13 protein-coding genes and 2 pseudogenes are annotated in these 18,580 nt (G+C 72.1%); 8 read left to right on the top strand and 7 right to left on the bottom strand.

Features of this window, described 5'->3' with window-relative positions; genetic code table 11:
* Positions 1-31: 31 nt before the first annotated feature.
* Entirely contained in the window at positions 32-526 is a 495-nt protein-coding gene (locus HEP85_RS04745; protein WP_168526465.1) for a helix-turn-helix domain-containing protein, read from the bottom strand.
* Between the two features lie 154 nt (positions 527-680).
* Here HEP85_RS04745 and HEP85_RS04750 point away from each other — a divergent pair, with 154 nt between their 5' ends.
* Positions 681-1,025, top strand: coding sequence for a nuclear transport factor 2 family protein (locus HEP85_RS04750; protein WP_168526467.1), 345 nt, complete (start codon positions 681-683; stop codon positions 1,023-1,025).
* A gap of 137 nt (positions 1,026-1,162) precedes the next feature.
* Positions 1,163-2,005 carry an SDR family NAD(P)-dependent oxidoreductase gene (locus tag HEP85_RS04755; protein WP_168526469.1) on the top strand — a complete coding sequence of 281 codons (843 nt, stop codon included), beginning with the start codon at positions 1,163-1,165 and terminating at the stop codon, positions 2,003-2,005.
* A 94-nt stretch (positions 2,006-2,099) separates the two neighbouring features.
* Here the strand turns inward: HEP85_RS04755 and HEP85_RS04760 are convergent, their stop codons facing one another.
* Positions 2,100-2,357, bottom strand: a complete 258-nt coding sequence (locus HEP85_RS04760; RefSeq protein ID WP_168526471.1) for a hypothetical protein — start codon at positions 2,355-2,357, stop codon at positions 2,100-2,102.
* Positions 2,358-2,663: 306 nt separating this feature from the next.
* Here HEP85_RS04760 and HEP85_RS04765 point away from each other — a divergent pair, with 306 nt between their 5' ends.
* Positions 2,664-3,062, top strand: coding sequence for a hypothetical protein (locus HEP85_RS04765; RefSeq protein WP_248001832.1), 399 nt, complete (start codon positions 2,664-2,666; stop codon positions 3,060-3,062).
* Positions 3,023-5,629 (top strand): SpoIIE family protein phosphatase, encoded by a 2,607-nt coding sequence (locus HEP85_RS04770; RefSeq protein ID WP_369657594.1) that lies wholly within the window; start codon positions 3,023-3,025, stop codon positions 5,627-5,629. The genes HEP85_RS04765 and HEP85_RS04770 overlap by 40 nt, the downstream gene beginning before the upstream one ends.
* Positions 5,630-5,725: 96 nt before the next feature.
* Here HEP85_RS04770 and HEP85_RS04775 read toward each other — a convergent pair.
* A pseudogene (locus tag HEP85_RS04775) lies at positions 5,726-6,755 on the bottom strand (helix-turn-helix transcriptional regulator).
* 101 nt (positions 6,756-6,856) lie between these two features.
* On the opposite strand from HEP85_RS04775, the gene HEP85_RS04780 reads away from it, so the two are divergent.
* The 4 genes and pseudogenes from HEP85_RS04780 (at position 6,857) to HEP85_RS04795 (ending at position 10,751) form a co-directional block, all read left to right on the top strand.
* Positions 6,857-7,435: a DinB family protein gene (locus tag HEP85_RS04780; protein ID WP_168533339.1), complete on the top strand. Its 579-nt coding sequence runs from the start codon at positions 6,857-6,859 to the stop codon at positions 7,433-7,435.
* 246 nt (positions 7,436-7,681) lie between these two features.
* Positions 7,682-8,790, top strand: a pseudogene (locus HEP85_RS04785) (winged helix DNA-binding domain-containing protein).
* A 262-nt stretch (positions 8,791-9,052) separates the two neighbouring features.
* Complete coding sequence (gene hchA, locus HEP85_RS04790) at positions 9,053-9,934, top strand: glyoxalase III HchA (protein WP_168526475.1); 882 nt, start codon at positions 9,053-9,055, stop codon at positions 9,932-9,934.
* A gap of 130 nt (positions 9,935-10,064) precedes the next feature.
* Positions 10,065-10,751, top strand: coding sequence for an SDR family oxidoreductase (locus tag HEP85_RS04795; protein ID WP_168526477.1), 687 nt, complete (start codon positions 10,065-10,067; stop codon positions 10,749-10,751).
* 205 nt (positions 10,752-10,956) lie between these two features.
* Here HEP85_RS04795 and HEP85_RS04800 read toward each other — a convergent pair whose 3' ends face one another.
* From HEP85_RS04800 to lanKC, 4 genes are all read right to left on the bottom strand, one after another.
* Complete coding sequence (locus HEP85_RS04800; protein WP_369657595.1) at positions 10,957-12,921, bottom strand: ATP-binding cassette domain-containing protein; 1,965 nt, start codon at positions 12,919-12,921, stop codon at positions 10,957-10,959.
* Complete coding sequence (locus HEP85_RS04805) at positions 12,914-14,758, bottom strand: ABC transporter transmembrane domain-containing protein (RefSeq protein WP_369657596.1); 1,845 nt, start codon at positions 14,756-14,758, stop codon at positions 12,914-12,916. The genes HEP85_RS04800 and HEP85_RS04805 overlap by 8 nt, the downstream gene beginning before the upstream one ends.
* Before the next feature lie 103 nt (positions 14,759-14,861).
* Positions 14,862-14,987 (bottom strand): SapB/AmfS family lanthipeptide, encoded by a 126-nt coding sequence (locus HEP85_RS04810; protein WP_148014162.1) that lies wholly within the window; start codon positions 14,985-14,987, stop codon positions 14,862-14,864.
* Between the two features lie 235 nt (positions 14,988-15,222).
* Complete coding sequence (gene lanKC / locus HEP85_RS04815) at positions 15,223-17,838, bottom strand: class III lanthionine synthetase LanKC (RefSeq protein WP_369657597.1); 2,616 nt, start codon at positions 17,836-17,838, stop codon at positions 15,223-15,225.
* Positions 17,839-18,580 lie beyond the last annotated feature (742 nt).

The following is an 18,580-nucleotide window of genomic DNA, read 5'->3' on the forward strand; positions in this document are numbered from 1 at the left end:
CCGGAGATGTGACGGTGACCGGCGGGGACGGTCAGGCGCCGTTCGCCGGGTCCGCGTACCGGGTCCGCATGGCCTCGCTCGCGGCCGGGCCGGCCGTGAAGACGAACTCGTCCGTGTCGACACGCCGCCCCGTCGTCCGGTCGACGACCACGGGATCCGCCTCGGCGCCCGTCCGCGCGTCGACCAGGATCATGGCCCGCTCGCCCGCGTCGAGCCGGGAGTTGCCCCAGGCGGCGAGGGCGACGATGACCGAGCGCAGGGAACGGCCGTACTCCGTGAGGACGTACTCGTAGCGGTCCGGGTGGGTCTGGTACAGGCGACGCTCGAAGAGTCCTTCGGCCACCAGGGACTTGAGCCTGCTCGTCAGCATGCTGGACGAGATACCGAGGTTCTCCTGGAACTGATCGAACCTGGTGAAGCCGTCGAACGCGTCGTGCAGGATCAGCAGCGTCCACCACTCGCCCACGTGCTGGACGGTCCGGGACAGCGGGCACTCGCGGTCTTCCAGGCGAATTCGGGCCGGCACGCGCGCCCCCTTCCGTTCCGTCGCCTACAGGGCTCTACCTTAGCAGTAGTAACTGCTACAGTCGAAGTCAGTCACTTCTGATTTAGCAGTGACTCGGCGCGATGCGCCCTGTCCACACGGCAGCCACGCCCACCCGAGCTCCGAGGAACATCCCATGTCACCCGTCACACTCGACACACTCCCCCAGGCCGTCACCCGTTATCTGGCCGCCCATCGTCTGCACGAGACCGCGGCGGAGCTCGCGAACTTCACCCCGGACGCCACGGTGACCGACGACGGGACGGCCCACAGCGGCATCGACGCCATCGAGCGGTGGATGAACCGCACCGCCGGCGAGTACAGCTACACGATCGAACCCATCGCGGTCCACGAGACCTCCGACCGGGAGTACACGGTCACCCAGCGGCTCGAAGGCGACTTCCCCGGCGGGGTCGTCGACCTGCGCTTCCGGTTCACCCTGCGCGACGGACTCATCGAGCGGCTCGTCATCGAGGGCTGAGCCCCCACGTCCGCCGCCGACCCGCGCGCAAGGTCGCGCTCACCGCGCGGAACGCACCAGGACGAACGAGCCAGAACGAAGCAGAACGAAGCAGAACGAAGCAGAAGGAACGAGAAGGAAGCCGAGGGAAGCAGGCCATGAAGACGTGGTTCATCACCGGGGGAACCCCTGGCGGATTCGGTTCGGCCTACGCGGACGCGGCCCTGGAACGCGGCGACAACGTCGTCCTCACGGCACGCAGGCCGGAACTGCTCAGGGAGTGGGCCGTACCTCACGGCGACAGGGTGCTGGTCCTGCCACTCGACGTCACCGACACCCAGCGGATCGAGGACGCCGTCACAGCGGCGGAGGCACGCTTCGGCGGCATCGACGTCCTGGTCAACAACGCCGGACGGGGCTGGTACGGGTCCGTCGAGGGCATGCCCGACGACGCCGTCCGGCGCACCTTCGAACTGAACTTCTTCGCCGTCGTGGCCGTCCTGCGCGCCGTTCTGCCCGGCATGCGCGCCCGGCAGAGCGGATGGATCGTCAACATGTCCTCCGTGGCCGGCCTGAGGGGAGTCACCGGCTTCGGCTACTACTCCGCCACCAAGTTCGCGCTCGAGGGGCTCACCGAGGTGCTGCGCGAGGAAGTGGCGCCGCTGGGCATCCGGGTCCTCGCCGTGGAGCCCGGCGCCTTCCGCACCCGGGCCTACGCCGGTTTCGCGGACGAGCCGGTGGCCGAGACCGTGGACGCCTACCGGCCGCTGGTGGAGTCCGTACGGGACTTCATGATCACGCAGGACGGCAACCAGCCGGGCGATCCCGTCCGCGCCGTCCGCGCCGTGATCGAGGCCCTCGACGAGGAGGAGCCTCCGCCCAACCTCGTCCTGGGCGGCGCCGGATACGACGCCGTGGTCGAGCGGCTCGACGCGACTCTCGCCGGCATTCGCGCACGCGAGGCCGTCTCCCGCGGCGTGGACTTCCCGGCCTCCGGATGAGCCGAGGACCGTCCCGGGACGGACCGGCGCGCAGCGCTCAGGGGCTGCCGCCGGACCGCGTCCGGCGCCAGCCCCTGAGCGGGCCGGCGGGTGGCTACTGCTCGCGCTGCTCGGTGCGATTGAGGCCCCGGGCGATCTCCTGGAGGATCTCCAGTTCCTGTTTCCCCGTCATCTCCGCGAGTTGACGCAGAAGCAGAGCGCACAGTCCCGTCACACCGTCCGCGACCTGGTCGAGGTTCCCGTCCGACTCCGCGCGCTCCATCATGTACTTCGTCATGAGGTTGTCGCCGGAGACGTAGGCGGTCATGGCCTCGATACCGAGGCGTACGCGGTCGTAGTCGTTCGTCGTCATCGCGCCACCGTCGCATGCCGCGCGCGATCATGCCACTGTCCGCCGAGGAGGAGCGCTCCCCCGCCGCCCCGTTTCCCCGGCCGCCCCGTTCCGACGTTCCGCGCCCGGGCCCTGCCCCAGGGGGAACCGGGCGGGGACGCGGGTCCGGTACGCCACCCGCGTACAGCGTTACGGGGCAGTCGGCAACCGGAACGAAGTGGTTCCGGTTGCGGCGCCGTTGAGGCTCGGGTGGCGCGTACGGCGGCGCGGCGTGAGAATCCTGCGAGGCGCGGTTTCGGGCGAAACGTGGACGATAGGGTTTCCACCATGAACGCACGGCTGGCTCTGCTGCGTACAGTGGCCCCCGGAGTCACGGAGAGTGACATCTTCCGGTTGGCGCTGCAGCACGCGCTGGGAGAGCTGGGCGCCCTGGGCGGAACGATCCATCTTCGTGGCCCCATGTCCATGCTGCGCATGGTGTCGTCAGCCGGTCTCCCGCCCGCCCTCACCCAGGCCTGGGAGATCGTCGACCAGGAGGGTCCGCTCGCCCCGGCCCGTGCCCTGCAGCGGGGCAGCGGCGTGTGGGTGCCCCTGCCCGCCACCCTGCCGCCCGCCGGTCCCGCCGGGCCCGGTAGCCCCCGGCGGAGCCCGCCGAGGCCGTCTGGCCCGGCACCGGCCTGGCCGCCGTGCCGCTGTTCGGCAGGGACCGCGGCATCGGTGCGCTGACCGTGCTCATGGGTGACGCCGGGGAGCCCAGCCCTGAGCAGTGGGACTTCCTGCGGGCCGTCGTCACCTGGGCCGAGGAGCGCATGGTCGAGGCACCGCCGCCGTCCGGGCCCTCGCACGCGGAGCTGAACAGGGAGCATCTGCGGGAGGCGCTGAAGGAGGTCAGCGTCGGATCGTGGGACTGGGACATCCGGACCGGCGAGCTGATCTGGGACGCGGCGGCCCTGGAGCTCTACGGCACCCTGCCCGCGGACTTCACCGGCAGGATCGAGAACTGGATGCGGATCGTCCACCCCGACGATCTGGCACCGACTCTCGCGGCGGCGGAGCGGGCCATCCGGGACCACGGCGTGTTCGAGGCCGAGTACCGGGTGCGCAAACGGGACGGCACCTGGGGCTGGACCCAGACCCGCGCCGGCGCCACGTACGACGAGAACGGCGAACCGCTCCGGATGGGCGGCCTGGGATGGACCAGCGACGAGTCCCGCTCCGCCCGTGACGCGCTCAGCCGGGCCCTGCGCCACATGAGCGACGGCTTCCTCTCGGTGGACGACGAATGGCGGATCACCTTCGCCAACCTGGAAGCCGAACGCACGCTGGGTTTCTCCGAGGAGGAGCTGTTCGGACGCGTCCTGTGGGACCTGCCCGCCGCCCAGCAGGTTCCCGGGCTGGAGAGCCAGTGCCGCACGGCCGCCGCGAAGGAGAAACCCGCCAGCTTCGATGTGCACATGCGGGACAGCGGGCGCCGTTACCAGGTGCGCCTCGTCCCGGGGCCCGACGGCCGCACCCTCTACTTCACCGATGTCACCGAGAGACGGCGCATGGAGGAGGAACGCCTGGCCGCCGAGCTCGCCGCGTCCGCACGATCGGCCCGGATCAGCGAGCTGACCACCGCACTCGCCAAGGCGACGACCTCACGCGATGTGGTGGACGCCGTCGCCCGGCGGGTGCTGCCCCCCTTCGCGGCCGCCGGCCTGCTGGTCCAGGCCGTCGAGAACGACCTGCTCCGCAACGTCGGAGCCGTCGGGTACCCGGCCGACCTCCTCGACCTCCTCGACAACCGCCCCCGGACTCCCGGCGACCCGTCCTGGGACGCGATCGCGTCCGGCCGGCCCCTGTTCCTGGCCTCGGTACAGGAGATGACCGCGCACGCGCCCTCGCTGGCCCACCGGACCGACCGCACCGACAAGCAGGCGTGGGCGTTCCTGCCGCTGACGGCGTCCGGCCACACCTTCGGGGTGTGTGTCCTGTCCTTCGACCGTCCACGGCGCCTCACCGACGAGGAACGCACCCTCCTGGCGACCATCAGCGCGCTCGTCGCCCAGGCCCTGGAGCGGGCCAGGCTCTACGACGCCGAGCACACCCGCTCCCGCGAACTCCAGCGCAGCCTCCTCCCCCAGGTCCTCCCCAATCTGCCCGCGTGCACGGCCGCCGCCCGCTACCTCCCCGCCGGACAGGGCATGGACGTGGGCGGCGACTGGTACGACGTCATCCCGCTCTCCGGCGGCCAGGTCGCCCTCGTCGTCGGCGACGTGATGGGGCACGGCCTTCCCGAGGCGGCCACCATGGGACGGCTGCGCACCGCCGTGCACACCCTGGCCGACCTCGAACTGCCCCCCGACGAGATCATGAGCCGCCTCAACGACATCGTCGGCGGCATGGGCGAGGGCTCGTACGTCACCTGCCTGTACGCGCTCTACGACTCCACCACCCAGATCTGCTCCATCGCCCGTGCCGGGCACCCGCCGCCCGCGCTGGTCCACCCCGACGGCACCGTGCACTTCCCGGAGCTCTCCACCGACCCGCCGCTGGGCGCGGCGGAGCCGCCCTTCGAGACGGTCGAGCTGCCGGTGCCCGAGGGGAGCCTGCTCGTGCTGTACACCGACGGTCTGGTCGAGTCGGCGAAGCGGGACATCGACGAGGGCATGGCGGAGCTCGCCGAACTGCTCCGCACGGTCCGCAAGAACGGCACCGACACGGACCTCGACCATCTCTGCGACATCCTGACGGCCGGTCTGCTGCCCGCCGAGCACCAGGCGGCCGACGACGCGGCGGTGCTCGTGGCCCGCCTGCACGCCCTGACCGGCGACCGGATGGCCTCCTGGCCCCTCCCCGAGGACCCGCGGGCGGCCGGCCAGGCCCGCCGGCACGTCCGGGAGCAGCTCACCCGCTGGGGGCTGGACAGCCTCACACCCACCACGGAGCTCCTCGCCAGCGAGCTGGTGGGCAACGTCGTACGCCACGCCAAGGGCCCGCTCCGTCTGCGTCTGCTCCGCAGCGCCGGGCTGATCTGCGAGGTCTTCGACGGCAGTCTGACGATGCCCCGCATCCGCCGCGCGACCGACACCGACGAAGGAGGGCGCGGCCTGCAACTGATCACCGCGCTCTCCCAGCGCTGGGGCACGCGCTACACCACGACGGGCAAGTGCATCTGGACCGAACAGCCGCTGCTCGGCGCCGACGGCCACAAGGACGTGCCGCCCGAGGCCCTGGACCGGATGTTCCCGGGCGCCGAGGGATTCGACGTGGACCTGGAAACACTCCTGCGGGAGGAGCCCGACGAGTAGCGGCACCGGGCCGGGGCCGTGCGCTCCGCCTGGCCCGTCGTGCCGTACACCTGCGTCGCGCCGCGTCTTGTTCCCGTCGGTCGTTGTGCGCATCGGTCACCGGTTCGTCGGCGGTGTGGCGGGCCCGGCGGACGCGTTCGTCGCGGCGGCGGCACAGCGGCGGGCCAGGAGCGCGAAGGCGTCCCTGAGCTCGGCCGGCTCCACGACCTGGATGTCGGTGTCGAACCGGCAGAGGGCGGCGGCCAGTCCGGGCCATGACCACGCGCCCAGGACGAGTCGGCAGCGTTCCGGGCCGAGTTCCTCGACGACTCCGTCGCGGGTGTACGTGGACACGACGGACGCGGGCAGGTCGAGGATCACCTCGCCGGTGCAGGGCCGGCCCGCGGAGCCGTCGGAGCCCTGGAACCTGCTCGCGACGAAGGCCGCCACCTCCCCTCCGGGCAGTTCACGCGGGGTGAACCGGGGCCCGGTCGGGGTGCGCGGGGTGATCCGGTCGACGCGGAAGGTACGCCAGTCGTCCCGGTCGAGGTCCCAGGCGACGAGGTACCAGCGTCCGCCCCAGGTGACGAGGTGGTGGGGTTCCGCCCGGCGGGGGCGGGCCGCGCCGGGGTCGGCTCCGGCGATTTCCCGCGCGGCGGCGAGGGGGTAGTCGAAGCGCAGCACCTCGCGGGTCTGGACGGCCGCGCCGAGCGTCGCGAGCAGCCGGGCGTCGGCAGCCGTGTCCGGGCCGGTCCCCGCGCGCTCGACGGCGGTGACCCGGAGGGCGTCGACGCGGTGGCGCAGCCGTCTTAAGCATGACCTGCCGGACGGTGTTCAGCGCGCGCACCGCGGCCTCCTCGACGCCGGCACCGGTCGTGCCGACGGTCTGGAGCGCGACGGCGAGGGCGACGGCCTGGTCGTCGTCGAACAGCAGCGGCGGCAGCTCCGTACCGGCGTCGAGGCGGTAGCCCCCGTCAGGACCTTTCGTGGCCGCCACGGGGTAGCCGAGCCCGCGCAGGCGGTCGACGTCGCGGCGCACGGTGCGCGGGCTGACCTCCAGCCGTTCGGCCAGCGACTGCCCCGGCCAGTCGCGGCGCGCCTGAAGCAGGGACAGCAGGGTCAGCAGTCGCGCTGAGGTCTTCGGCATGACGCCCATGTTGCCCCGAGCAGCGGACACTACCTGACCGCTTCTCCTGGGACCGTGGTCCTGTGCCGGACGACGAGAACGACCAGAAGGACCCGATCACCGTGACTGTCACGACCACCCCCTCCACGACCCTCGACGGCGAGCGGGCCGACCTGCTCGCCGAACTCGCGAGCGTGCGCTCCGCCCTGACGAACACGGCGCGCGGTCTCGACGACGGGCAGGCCGGCGAACGGCCGACGGTCAGCGCGCTGTGCCTGGCCGGCCTGATCAAGCACGTCGCGTCCATCGAGGACGCGTGGATGCGGTTCGCGGTCGAGGGCCCCTCGGCGATGCGTTTCGACCTGCCCGAGGGTGTCACCTGGGCCGACTTCGCGGCCGGAACCGCCCGTGAGTTCCCGCGCTGGGCGATCGACCACCAGAACAACTTCGTGATGCTGCCCGGCGAGACGCTGGCCGGGATCGTCCAGGGCTACGAGGGGGTCGCCGCCCGCACCGAGAGGACCATCGCCTCCGTACCCGACCTGTCGGTGACACATCCGCTGCCGGAGGCGCCCTGGAACGAGCCGGGAGCGGTGTGGAGTGTGCGCCGGGTGCTGGTGCACGTCATCGCAGAGACCGCCCAGCACGCCGGGCACGCGGACATCCTGCGCGAGACGCTCGACGGACAGAAGTCGACCTGACCGGCGCGGGATCCCCGCCGGACGGGACCGTCGGCCTCACCGGACGCCGCGGGTCGGTCGACCCGGTAGGGGTCACGTCCGCGCCGGTGGCAGTCGTCACCGGCGCGGTCGCGGGGCGTCCGGACCGACCGGCAGTGCCTGGGCCCACGGGTAGTGCCCGCACCGGCCGGCAGAACCTGCACAGACCGGTGGTGTCCGGGGGACCCGCCCGCGCACGGAACACACACGGAACCGAAAGGAGTGGCGATGACCGTGCTCGACAGCCGGGCGCTCAACCGGGCCACGCTCGCCCGGCAGTTGCTGCTCGATCGTGCCGGCGTGCCGGTCCTCGACGCCGTCGCGCACCTCTGCGGTCTTCAGGCGCAGGAGCCGCAGGAACCCTTCGTCGGGCTCTGGTCGCGGTTGCGGGCGTTCGACCCTGCGGTGCTGTCGGACCTGCTGGTCCGGCGGAGCGTGGTGCGGACCCACCTCATGCGCCGCACCGTCCACCTCGTCACCGCCGACGACGCCCTGGCATGGCGGGGCCGCCACGACGCCATGCTGCGGCAGCGGGTGCTCGGGAACTACCGTCGCGAGCTCGGGGGCACGGACCTCGACGAACTCGCCGCGGCGGGGCGGTCGGTGATGGCCGACGGCGAGCCCCGGTCGATGGCGGAACTCGCGCGGGCGCTCGCCGGACGCTGGCCGGAACCGGGGCCGCGGGCGCTGGGCGAAATGCTGGTCGCCGCGCTCGTCCCGATGGCGCAGTTGCCGCCCCGCGGGCTGTGGCGGACCAAGGCGGGGGTGCGCAACGTCCCGCTCTCCTCCTGGCTGGGCCGGGAGATCGACCGGCCCGCCGGTGACGGCGCCGATCCGGTCGGCCAGGCACTGGTACGCCGCTACCTGGCCGCCTTCGGTCCCGCGGCCTCGGCCGATCTGCGCGCCTGGTGCGGTCTGGCCGGGCTGCTTACCGCGTGACCGCGGTCCGCGAGGAACTGGTCGTCTTCCGCGACGAGCGCGGCCGGGAGCTGCTGGACCTCCCGGGTGCGCCCCGCCCCGACCCCGACACACCCGCCCCGGTACGGTTCCTGCTTAGAGCGTTCGACAACGCGATCCTCGGTTACCACGTCCGCGGCCGGATCATCGACGACGCCCACCGCGGTCTGTCGGTCGCCGGTGAACGTGTCGTGCTGGTCGACGGGCGGGTCGCCGCGATCTGGAACGTCGGCGCCGGCATCGGCGCCGTGGTCGTCACCCCGCTGCGCCGTCTCTCCCGTGCCGAGCTCGCCGGCGTCGCCGAGGAGGGAAGGGAACTGGCCCTGTTCCTCTCCGAGAACGACAGCGATCGCGTACGGGTCGCCGCGTCGCCTGGCTGAGCGGCCGGGCGGCCGGGCGGCGGTTCGGGGAAAGGGGCACCCGAATTCCTGTTTTCGACATTCACCTTGGACATTCACCTCCGGCATTCACCTTCGACATTCACCTCCGGCATGCACCTTCGGCTTCAGCCACAACCTGCCGGGACGGTCCGGTCGCAGTAGCATGGGGTGATTCAACTCGACGTCACAGTCACACCAATTCCTCCGGTCGCGCACCCCATTCGTAGCCACCGACGAGCCGGGCAGGAAAGAAGGTGTTCGCATGTCTCACGCCGTAGGCGGTCTGAGCAAGGATCCCACGCCGGATCCGGCGGAGGAGAACGCGTTCTTCCCTTCACCTTATTCACTGAGCAAGTACACCTCACCGAAGACGAATTTCGACGGAGTGCAGCACAAGGGCGCCTACACCGAGGGAAAGTGGAAGGTGCTCGTGATCGCGGCCGGGGAACGCTACGTACTGGTGGAGAACGGGAAGATGTTCTCCACCGGAAACCACCCGGTCGAGATGCTTCTCCCGCTTCACCACATGATGGAAGCGGGCTTCGACGTCGATGTCGCCACCCTGCAGGGCTACCCCGCGAAACTCGAACTGTGGGCCATGCCGCGCGAGGACGAAGCGGTGATGTCCACGTACGAGGCACTGAAACCGCAGCTCAAGCAGCCCAGGAGGCTCTCCGAGGTCATCGCGCACGGACTTGGGGACGACTCGGACTACCTGGCGGTGTTCATCCCGGGCGGGCACGGAGCGGTGGTCGGCCTGCCGACGAGCGAGACGGTGGGGCGGACGCTCGACTGGGCCCTGGACAACGACAGGTTCGTCATCACCTTGTGCCACGGACCGGCCGCTCTTCTCGCCGCCACACTGGGTAAGGACGAGTCGCCGTTCAAGGGGTACTCGGTCTGCGTCTTCCCCGACGCACTCGACGAGGGGCCGAACCTCGAGATCGGCTATCTCCCGGGGCGCCTGCCCTGGCTCGTCGCCGACCTCCTGAGCGAGCAGGGTCTGAAGATCGTCAATGACGACATGACCGGCCGGACCCACCGGGACCGGAGGCTCCTCACGGGCGACAGCCCTCTCGCCTCCCACAGCCTCGGTCTACTCGCGGCGGACGCTCTCGTCGAAGCGGCCCGGTCCGCCGGCTGACCCCTGGGTTCGCGGATCGTCGCGCGCGTGGTCGCCGCGGAGCGTCCAGGTATCGGACCACGGCCGGATCGCCTCTCAGCATGGCATGAAATCGTTCCTTAAATAGGAGACTTATGGGAAACATGACTTTATGAGCGTTCATTTCATTACCGGTGCGAATTCGGGTATCGGGGCGGCGGTGGCTCGGCTGCTTGCGGCGCGCGGGGAGGAACTGTGGCTGCTGGCCAGGGATACGGGTCGGGCGAAGGCCCTGCGTGCCGCATTCCCCGGCAGCCGCACGCTGGTGGCCGACCTAGCCGTGCCCGGGGAACTGGCGGCCGCACTCGAACTCCAGGGATTGCCTGAGCAGTTGGACTCGCTGCTGCACGTGGCCGGTGTCCTGGAGCCCGGTGCGGTGGCACAGTTGGGAGCCGGACCGTGGCAGGAGATCTGCGCGGTGAACCTGCTGGCACCCGCAGAGCTGACCCGGCTGTTGCTCCCGGCGCTGCGCACCCGGCGGGGGCACGTCGTGTTCCTCAACTCCGGTGCGGGCCTGCACGCTCCACCGGGACTGGCCGCGTACGCGGCGTCGAAGTTCGCCCTCAAGGCACTCGCCGAGTCGCTCCGCGCGGAGGAGTACCAGCACGGTGTCCGCGTGACGTCCGTCTACCCCGGAGAGGTCGACACACCGATGCAGGCCGAACTGCACGCCCGGCTCGGCATCGCCTACGACCCCGCCACCTGTCTCACCGTGGATTCCGTCGCCCGGGTGGTGGCGGGCGCGTTGGACCTGTCGCGGGACGGGACGGTGAGCGATCTGATGCTCCGCCCCGGCTGAGCGGACGGAAGCGGGCGGGCCGGATTCCGGTCCTCCCGGCGCACACTCCACACCCGCCACGCCGGCCGCACCCGCCACACCGGTCGCGCCGGCCGCGTCTGCTGTGTCTGCTGCACCCGCCGTGTCTGCCGCGTCCGCCGTGTCTGCCGCGTCCGCCGTGTCTGCCATGTCTGCCGCGTCCGCCGGGCGGTCGTCGGCGGTGGGGTCAGTCCGTGGAGTCGAGGTCCCCTCCGTGGCCGCCGACCAGCGCCCGGTATCCGGGGGCGGTGGCCAGCAGTTCGCTGTGGGTCCCCACCAGGGCACGGTCTCCGTCGAGGAACAGGACACGGTCGGCGCGACGCGCGGGACCGGGCCGGTGAGTGATGGTGACGACCGTGCCGGGACGGGTGCGAAAGGCTTCTTCCACGTGCAACTCCGCCTGCGCGTCCAGGTGGCGGGTGGCCTCGTCGAGGATGACCAGCCGGGCCGGCGAGAGATGGGCGCGGACGAGGGCGATGATCTGACGCTCGCCCGCGGACAGCGCGGCCGGATCGACCGTGGCCTCCAGTCCGCCGAGGCGTTCCACCAAAGGACCCGCGCCGAGGGCGCGTACGGCGGACATCACGTCCCGCTCCGGCGCGCGGGGACACAGCCAACGCAGGTTCTCCTGGAGCTCGCCCGCGAACACATAGGCGTCCTGCGGCAACAGGACCCGGACACGCGCCAGTTCCCGGGCGGTGAGCGGGCCCGCCGCGGCGCCGCCGAGCACGACGTTCCCCCGGTCCGGCGGGACGTCGCCCGCGAGTACGTCCGCGAGGGTGGACTTGCCGACCCCCGAGGGGCCGACCACGGCAAGGTGCTCCCCGTCGTGCAGGGTGAGGTCCAGGGCGTCGAAGACGGGATCCGCGGCGGCTCCGTAGGAGTAGGAGATGCCGCGGAGGCGGACGGACCCGTCGACGGGGCGGTGCCCACGGTTGCCGTCCACGCCGTGCTCCCCGTCCATGATGTCCGCGCCGTCCACGCCGTCCACACCGGTCCGTGGACCGTACGCGTCGACGGAGGTGGGCGGTGGCTGGGAGGCGGCGGCGAGGCGCTCGGCGGCGACGGCGAGGCGCAGCCAGGACGATCCCACGCCCTGGACGAGCAGCCGCAGGGCCGGTTCCAGCGTCCCGGTGAGGTAGGCCAGTACACCCATGACCTCGCCGGGGGTCAGCCCTCGGCGTACCAGGGCCGGGGCCGCCAGGACGACGAGCAGGAGCGGCAGGTGTGCCCCCAGCGCGACGAGGAGCCGTCGGACGGCTGCCGTGACCGCCAGCGCGCGGTTCGCGCGGACGCCGGCGGCGATGGCGGCGAGCAGATCCTGTTCCGTGGGCCGGCGGGCTCCGCAGGTGACGATGTCACGCAGCGCGGTCAGGGTGTCGGCGCACAGGCGCGCCAGGTCCTCGTCGGCGGCGAACGCCTCTCGCTGGCGCCGCATCGTGACCGGAGTGGTCGCCGCGAACCCCGTCAGCGCGAGCAGCAGCGGTACGGCGATCAGCGGGGTGGCCGCCGGGGCGAGCATCGCGGTGCCGCCCAGCACGGCCACCGCCGTGAGGGCGAAGTGGGAGACGATGAGCAGCTGTCCGGCGGTGGCGTCGCGAACCGCCTCGACCTGGCGGGTCAGTTGGGCCACGGCCGTGGCGGCGGACGCGTCCGGGCGGCCGCGGGCCGCGACAGCCCGGTGCAGCAGGCCCGACACCAGTCGGCGTACCAGCCGGTCGCGCATCGGCTCGACGACGTGCGCGAGTTGGGGGTAGGTCTGGCGGGTCGCCCACGCGCCGATCAGCGCCGCCGTCGCGAACACGGCGAGCCAGCACATGGCCTGGCCCGGCCGGTGCTCGAGGAACCCGCGGTCGACGGCCAGGGCCATCGCCTTGCCGGACACCAGGGCCGGCAGGGCCGACAGCAAGGTCCACGCGAGCAGCCGCAGAATCGCCGGCCGGCTTTCGGTGAAGGCCGAGCGCAGCACCTCGGTGGCGGCACGGGCGGGCCGCCGCGGGACGGGGTCGGCGGCCGGGGCAGCGTCTTCATGGGCCGCAGGGGCCGTGCGGGTGACGGGAGTTACGGGGGCGCGTGCGGGTGTGCTCCCCGGTGACGGGCGGCGGGCGGGAGGGTCCGCGGCACGGACCGCCGGTGTCGTGTCGTCAGTCACCGGCGGAGGCCTTCACAGGAGCCGGCCGGGGACCGGGCGTTCCGCCGTCGAGCACGTCACGGTACGCGGCGAGTGGCCAGAGTTCGTCGTGGGCGGCGACGGCGCGGACGCGGCCCTCGTGGAGCCAGGCGACCCGGTCGGCCGCGGCGGCCACGGTGGCGCGCCGGGTGATGTACAGGACGGTCCGCCCGGCCGTCTCCTCGCGCAGGGCGCGCAGCGCCGCGGCTTCGGTGGCGCCGTCCAGGCCGCAGGTCGCGTCGTCCAGCACGATCAGCCGGCTGTCGCGGGCGAACGCTCTGGCCAGGCCGAGGCGCTGGCGTTCTCCGCCGGACAGGACGAGGGAGGACATCGGCGTGCGGTAGCCGTCCGGCAGCCGGCGGATGAAGGTGTCGGCCTGCGCGGCCCGTGCCGCCCCGCGCAGCCGCCACGGCGGCGGGGGGGCCGGGCCGAGGCCGAGCGCGTCCTGGACCGTGGCGCCGGTCAGCACCGGGTCGGCGAAGGCGCAGGAGATCGCGGTGGGCAGTTCGTCGGGGTGGATCGTCGTCAGCGGGACGCCGTCGAGCGTGACGGTGCCCTCGTCGGGTTCGGTGAGGCCCACGGCGAGCGCGGCCACCAGCGAGGTCACCGAGTCGGGGGCGCCCACGAGGGCGGTCCAGGAGCCGTCGGGCACCGTCAGGTCCAGGCCGTCCAGGGCGACGTCTCCCTGACGGCGTACGACGACGCCCCGCAGTTCCAGACGGCCCGGACCGGCGGGCAGTGGACGGGAGATGCCACCGCGGACCGGCAGGGTGAGTACGTCGGTGAGCCGGGCGGCGCCCGCCCGGGCCTGGGCGACGTCGAGGAGGCTCTGTGCGGTGCCGAGGCCGCTGAGGCCGATTCCGGTGTAGCCGAGGGCGGCCAGCAGATCACCGACGCCGAGCCGGCCCGCGGCGACCTGGGTCCCCGCCACGGCGAGGACCGTGAGCTGGGTTGCCGGGGCGAGCAGGCCGGTGCACCAGGCGGTGCGGCGCTGGGTGTCCCACAGTTCGTGTCCCAGTCTCGACAGGTGCGGCAGGGGGCGCAGGACGCGTTCGATCTCCCGGGTGAGGGTGGCCGAGGCGGCGATGCTGCGGCTGCCGCTCAGTGCGTCGAGCAGTCCGGACGCCAGTTGGGCCTGGGTCCGCTGGTATCCGTCACCCGCGTGGGTCGTGCGGCGCAGTTGGCGGCGGATGACCGCGTAGCCGGTGGGCGCGGTGGCCAGGAACGCCAGGGACAGCAGGGGGGAGAGCAGGGTCAGGGCGACGACGGCGACGACGGCCATGAGCAGTTGCGCGGCCGAATAGACCAGGGCGGGTGCGGCCAGTGCGGCCTGCGGGGCGCTGGCGGTCAGACGGGCGACGAGGTCACCGACCGGCATGCGGGCGACGGCGGCGGGGCCGGCGGCCAGTGTGCGGCGGATCGCCATGGTGCGGATACGGGCCGCCGCGTCGGCGCCGGAGCGCGGGGCGGCGTACTGGGCGGTGGCCTCGGCGACGGTCAACAGGGACAGAAGGGCGATGAGTCGGTGGCCGGTGGCCGTTCCGGCTCCGCCCAGCGCCTGGTTGACGGCGCGGGCCAGCAGGGCGGGCAGCAGCAGGGTCGCGGTGGTGCTCGCGGCCACGGCCAGGGCCAGGACCAGCGCCCAGCGTCCGCCCGCGGCCGGCAGCAACAGGCGTGGCGGCCGGGTCACTTCGGGCCGGTCACCGTCGTCCGGCCGGGTGTCGTCGGCGGTGGGGGGAGCCCGTCGTGTGGAGGGCCGGTCCGGCGAGCCGGTCGGGGCGGGCTGTGGCGGAGCGGCGTCGGTTCGGTCGCTGTGCATGAAGCCCTCCGGGGGAAAGTGGCCGGTCCGGGCGGCCGAAGCCGCCCGGACCGGTTCGTCGGGGGGTGCCGGCCGCGCCGAGGTGGCGCGGCCGGCGGGTGGATCAGAGGCAGAGCAGCGTGCTCACGGTGCTGTTGGTGCAGTTGACGGCGCTCAGGGAGCTGAGAACGGAGCGGTACTCGAGGATTTCCTCGGGGGTCTCCAGGGCCTGCAGGCTGAGGATGGACATGATGGTCCCCTTCCGGGTGGTGGTGGTGGGTGCTTCCGGCGGTCTGCCGGAACTCTGTGGGCGGCCTGTTTCCCGGGCCGCGGGCGGGATGCGCCGGCGCACTGTCGGACGGTCGGTGCCGTGTCGGTCGTCCGGTGCCAGTCGGTCGACGTCAGTGGTCCGGTGCCAGTCGGCCGGAGCCGGTCGTCCGGTACCAGCCGGTCGGAGCCGGTCGTCCGGTACCAGCCGGTCGATGTCAGCCGGTCGGTGTCGGGAGTGCACCGGACGGTGGGCGCTGCCGGGCGGCGTCGGCCTTGGGAGCGACGGGTTCGGCCGGCTCGGTGGGAACGGTCAGGAAGGGCAGCGTCGGGGTGCCCGCGTACACCGAACCGAGGGCGGTCATGACACCCGCGTTCCCCGTGGCCAGGTCCATGGACAGACGCAGCAACTGCTCCCCGGGAAAGGCCGGATGGCCCTCGTACGGAACGACGTGCCACAGCAGTCGGCGTACGTGCCGCCGGATCACGCCGGCGCGCTCCGTCGCGTCGGGATCCAGCAGCGCCTGAAGTCCGATCAGTCCGGCACGGCCGTTGAACAGCCCTGGCTGGACGATGAACTCCGGTACGGCGGCGCGGCCGATGCGTTCCAGCTGTTCCGCGAGCCCGGCGTCGGGCCGGTGGTTCAGGTGGGCCTGCAGCACCGCGGCGATGCCCGCGCTGCCGGACTCCAGATAGGGCAGGACGCGGATGCCGTCGTCGACCTGGAGGGTGCCGTCCTCGGCCACCACGCATCGCGCGAGGTCGTGCTCCAGGGCGCGGCCCGCGAGATCGAGCAGGTTGCTGTCGGCCGCGACCTGGTGCAGGTGCAGCAACAGCAGCGCGGTTCCGCTGGCACCGTGCACGAGGCCGGCCCTCGATCCGTCCGGGGGCGCTGCCCGGTCGAGGTGCAGTCCGGCGACGGCCCGCTCGGCGGCCTCGACCGCGGCGTCGTAGAGCGTCCGGTCCCCGGTCGTCCGGGCGAAGTTGAGCAGGCACAGCCCGATGCCGGCCAGACCGCCCAGCAGATCCGGGCCGTATCCCTCGGAATCGTCCTTCATCAGACGGTCCAGCAGGTCCATGGCCTGTTGCCGGTGTCCGAGCAGGTCGAGGACGTAGGCCACGCCGTGGCCGCCGACCAGCAGACCGGGCCGCAGCGGCCGGCGGTCGACCGCCTTGAGCAGCCAGCCCACATGGGCGGGATCCACCCGGGCACCGGTCGCGTGGCAGGCCCACAGCACACCCGCCGCGCCGTACGCCAGTCCCAGGCCGTCGTGGGTGAACTGGCTCGGATCGCCGGGGAACAGTCTGTCGGTTCGGTGCGGGGTGGCGCTGGCCGCTGTCGCCGCCGCCAGTTCGTCGCGCAGCCGGGGCCACGCGGCCGGCTCACCGCTGAACAGCTCGTCGAACTGCTCCGCCGGAACCTCGCGCGGGCGGGTCGCGGGCCGGCGGTCGCGCCCCGGCGGCTCCGCGGAGGGCAGCGCGAACCTCTCCCGCGCGGCGGCCCGGAGCGTTTCCGCCTTGTGCGGGCTCAGTACCGTCAGGGGCAGCAGCGGCATGAAGATCCACAGTCGCAGGGCGGCCAGCGCGTGGTCGTCGACGGCGAACCCGGTCAGCTCCGGCGGCGCGGCGAAACCCGCCGCACCCAGTGCGGGGCGGACGAACGCGTCGGCGGGCGAGGAGAGTTCGAAGTCCACGAACGCCACCCGGCCGTCCGGCCGCACGATCAGGTTCCGGGGGTGCAGATCGCCGAAGACGATGCCTCGGGCGTGGATCGAGCGCAGGCCCTCTTCGATGCTGTCGAGGATGCGCAGCGCCTTCACCCGGTACTCGGCCGTGTCCTCGTCGGTCACCTCGGGGTGGACCAAGGGGTAGTTACGGCCGAACCAGCGGTGCAACGGCTCGCCCTCGATGTACTCCTGCACCAGGAAGTGGTGTTCCCAGGCGGTGAATCGGCCCAGCACCGCCGGCACGGCGTCCAGTCCGGCCAGCCGGCCGAGCGTCTCGTGCTCGAGGTCCAGTCGGGTGACCGCGTCGTCGCCCCGCTGGTCGAGGCCGGCATGCGGTCTGGCCTCCTTCAGCACCACCTGCTGACCGTCCGCCGTCCGGCGGGCCAGGTAGATCCCGCCGCCGTTGGAGAAGTGCAGGGCGCTTTGGACCGTGTAGGGAAAGTCGTCGACGCTCGTCCGGGACGCGGCGGCGAGCGTGTCGGCGAGTACCGCCGGAACCGGGGCCCAGGGCGGGACCTCGAAGACGGCGGCGCGGACGTCCGGGCGCAGCTTCCCCGACGGCTCACGGAAGGCGAGAACGAGCTCACCGGTCTCGGAGCGGCAGAACTGTTCGACGAAACCGCCGTAGCGTAAGTACAGAGGTCCCTTGCGCCAGCGCAGATCGCTCAGGATGTACGGTCCGGGCGCGCCGTCGAGCGCGGCGTCCAGGTTGCTCAGACAGTGTTCCAGCGCCGCGTCGTCGCGAGGGTAGAGCGTGAGGAACTTCCCGCTGGAGGCGCGGGCCGCGTACTTGGCGTTCTGCGTCTGCACGAGTCCGGGGCTGCGCAGGAACTTGTAGGCGACGCCGTTGTCGAAGCAGTACCGCCGGACCACTTCGAGGACGTGCGGGGCGTTGTCGAGGCGGGCCGCGACATGAATCTTCCAGCCCTGTTCGGGCAGTTCGGGCGTCACGGGCTGGAAGCCCACCCACACCTCCCGGGTGCTGCGCACCCAACCGGGGGGCGCGGCCTCGGTGGCGGCCGGGAATTCCTCCCGCACGGCCCACTGCACGGGCGAGTCATAGAACAGCCGGTCGGCGTAGGAATACGCCTCGTAACGCATGTCCATTCGAACCCTCCCAAAGTCACGGCGGAATACAGCGGCAACACGTGTCCCGGCGAAACCGGTACGCAACGACGGACGACCGCACAGGAAGGCCGATCCCCCGACGGGCCACATTTCCCCCAACAACCCTTGGAGAATAGGGCCCTTGCGCTTGTCGGGGATGTCATGACCCCGACGCCATCAAGGTAGGGTCCGGCCGCCACCTCACATCAGAGCGCGTTCACGGCGCATCCACGTACAGAACGCCGCCGCCTGCCGAACAGCGCACGCCCAGCCGGCCTACACGCGCCCTTCACCCATGCAGCAAAAAGAAACACACCCGCACGTCATACTCACGCTCTTCACAGCACGCGCATGGCAGCTCATAATTCCAGCCGACTTTCCGATTCTTCGGTACGCGCGTCGCGAAGTGTTCGACGACCGCTGACACGAATGGAGTAACCGCTCGGCGGGTGACTCCATCGGAATCGGAGGTCGGCAGGCACGCGGCCATTGCCGTTCTCGCGGCACCCGGGCGGCTCTGACCTCCTTTTTTCAGCGGCCCTCCAAGGCCGCACAGGAATCCGACCGCCGGCGGATTCCACCCGTCGGACGTCACGCCCTTCACGGCGCCGCACCGTCCCGGTTCGAACGCCGCCACGCACTCGCGCGCTTCACATCCGCGGTCGGGCTTTTCCCGGACATGCTCGCGCCGCCCGCCACCACAACTCGGCCATGACGGCCATGACGGACAGGGAACGGCCTC

Source organism: Streptomyces sp. RPA4-2 (assembly GCF_012273515.2).
Lineage (GTDB): Bacteria > Actinomycetota > Actinomycetes > Streptomycetales > Streptomycetaceae > Streptomyces > Streptomyces kaempferi.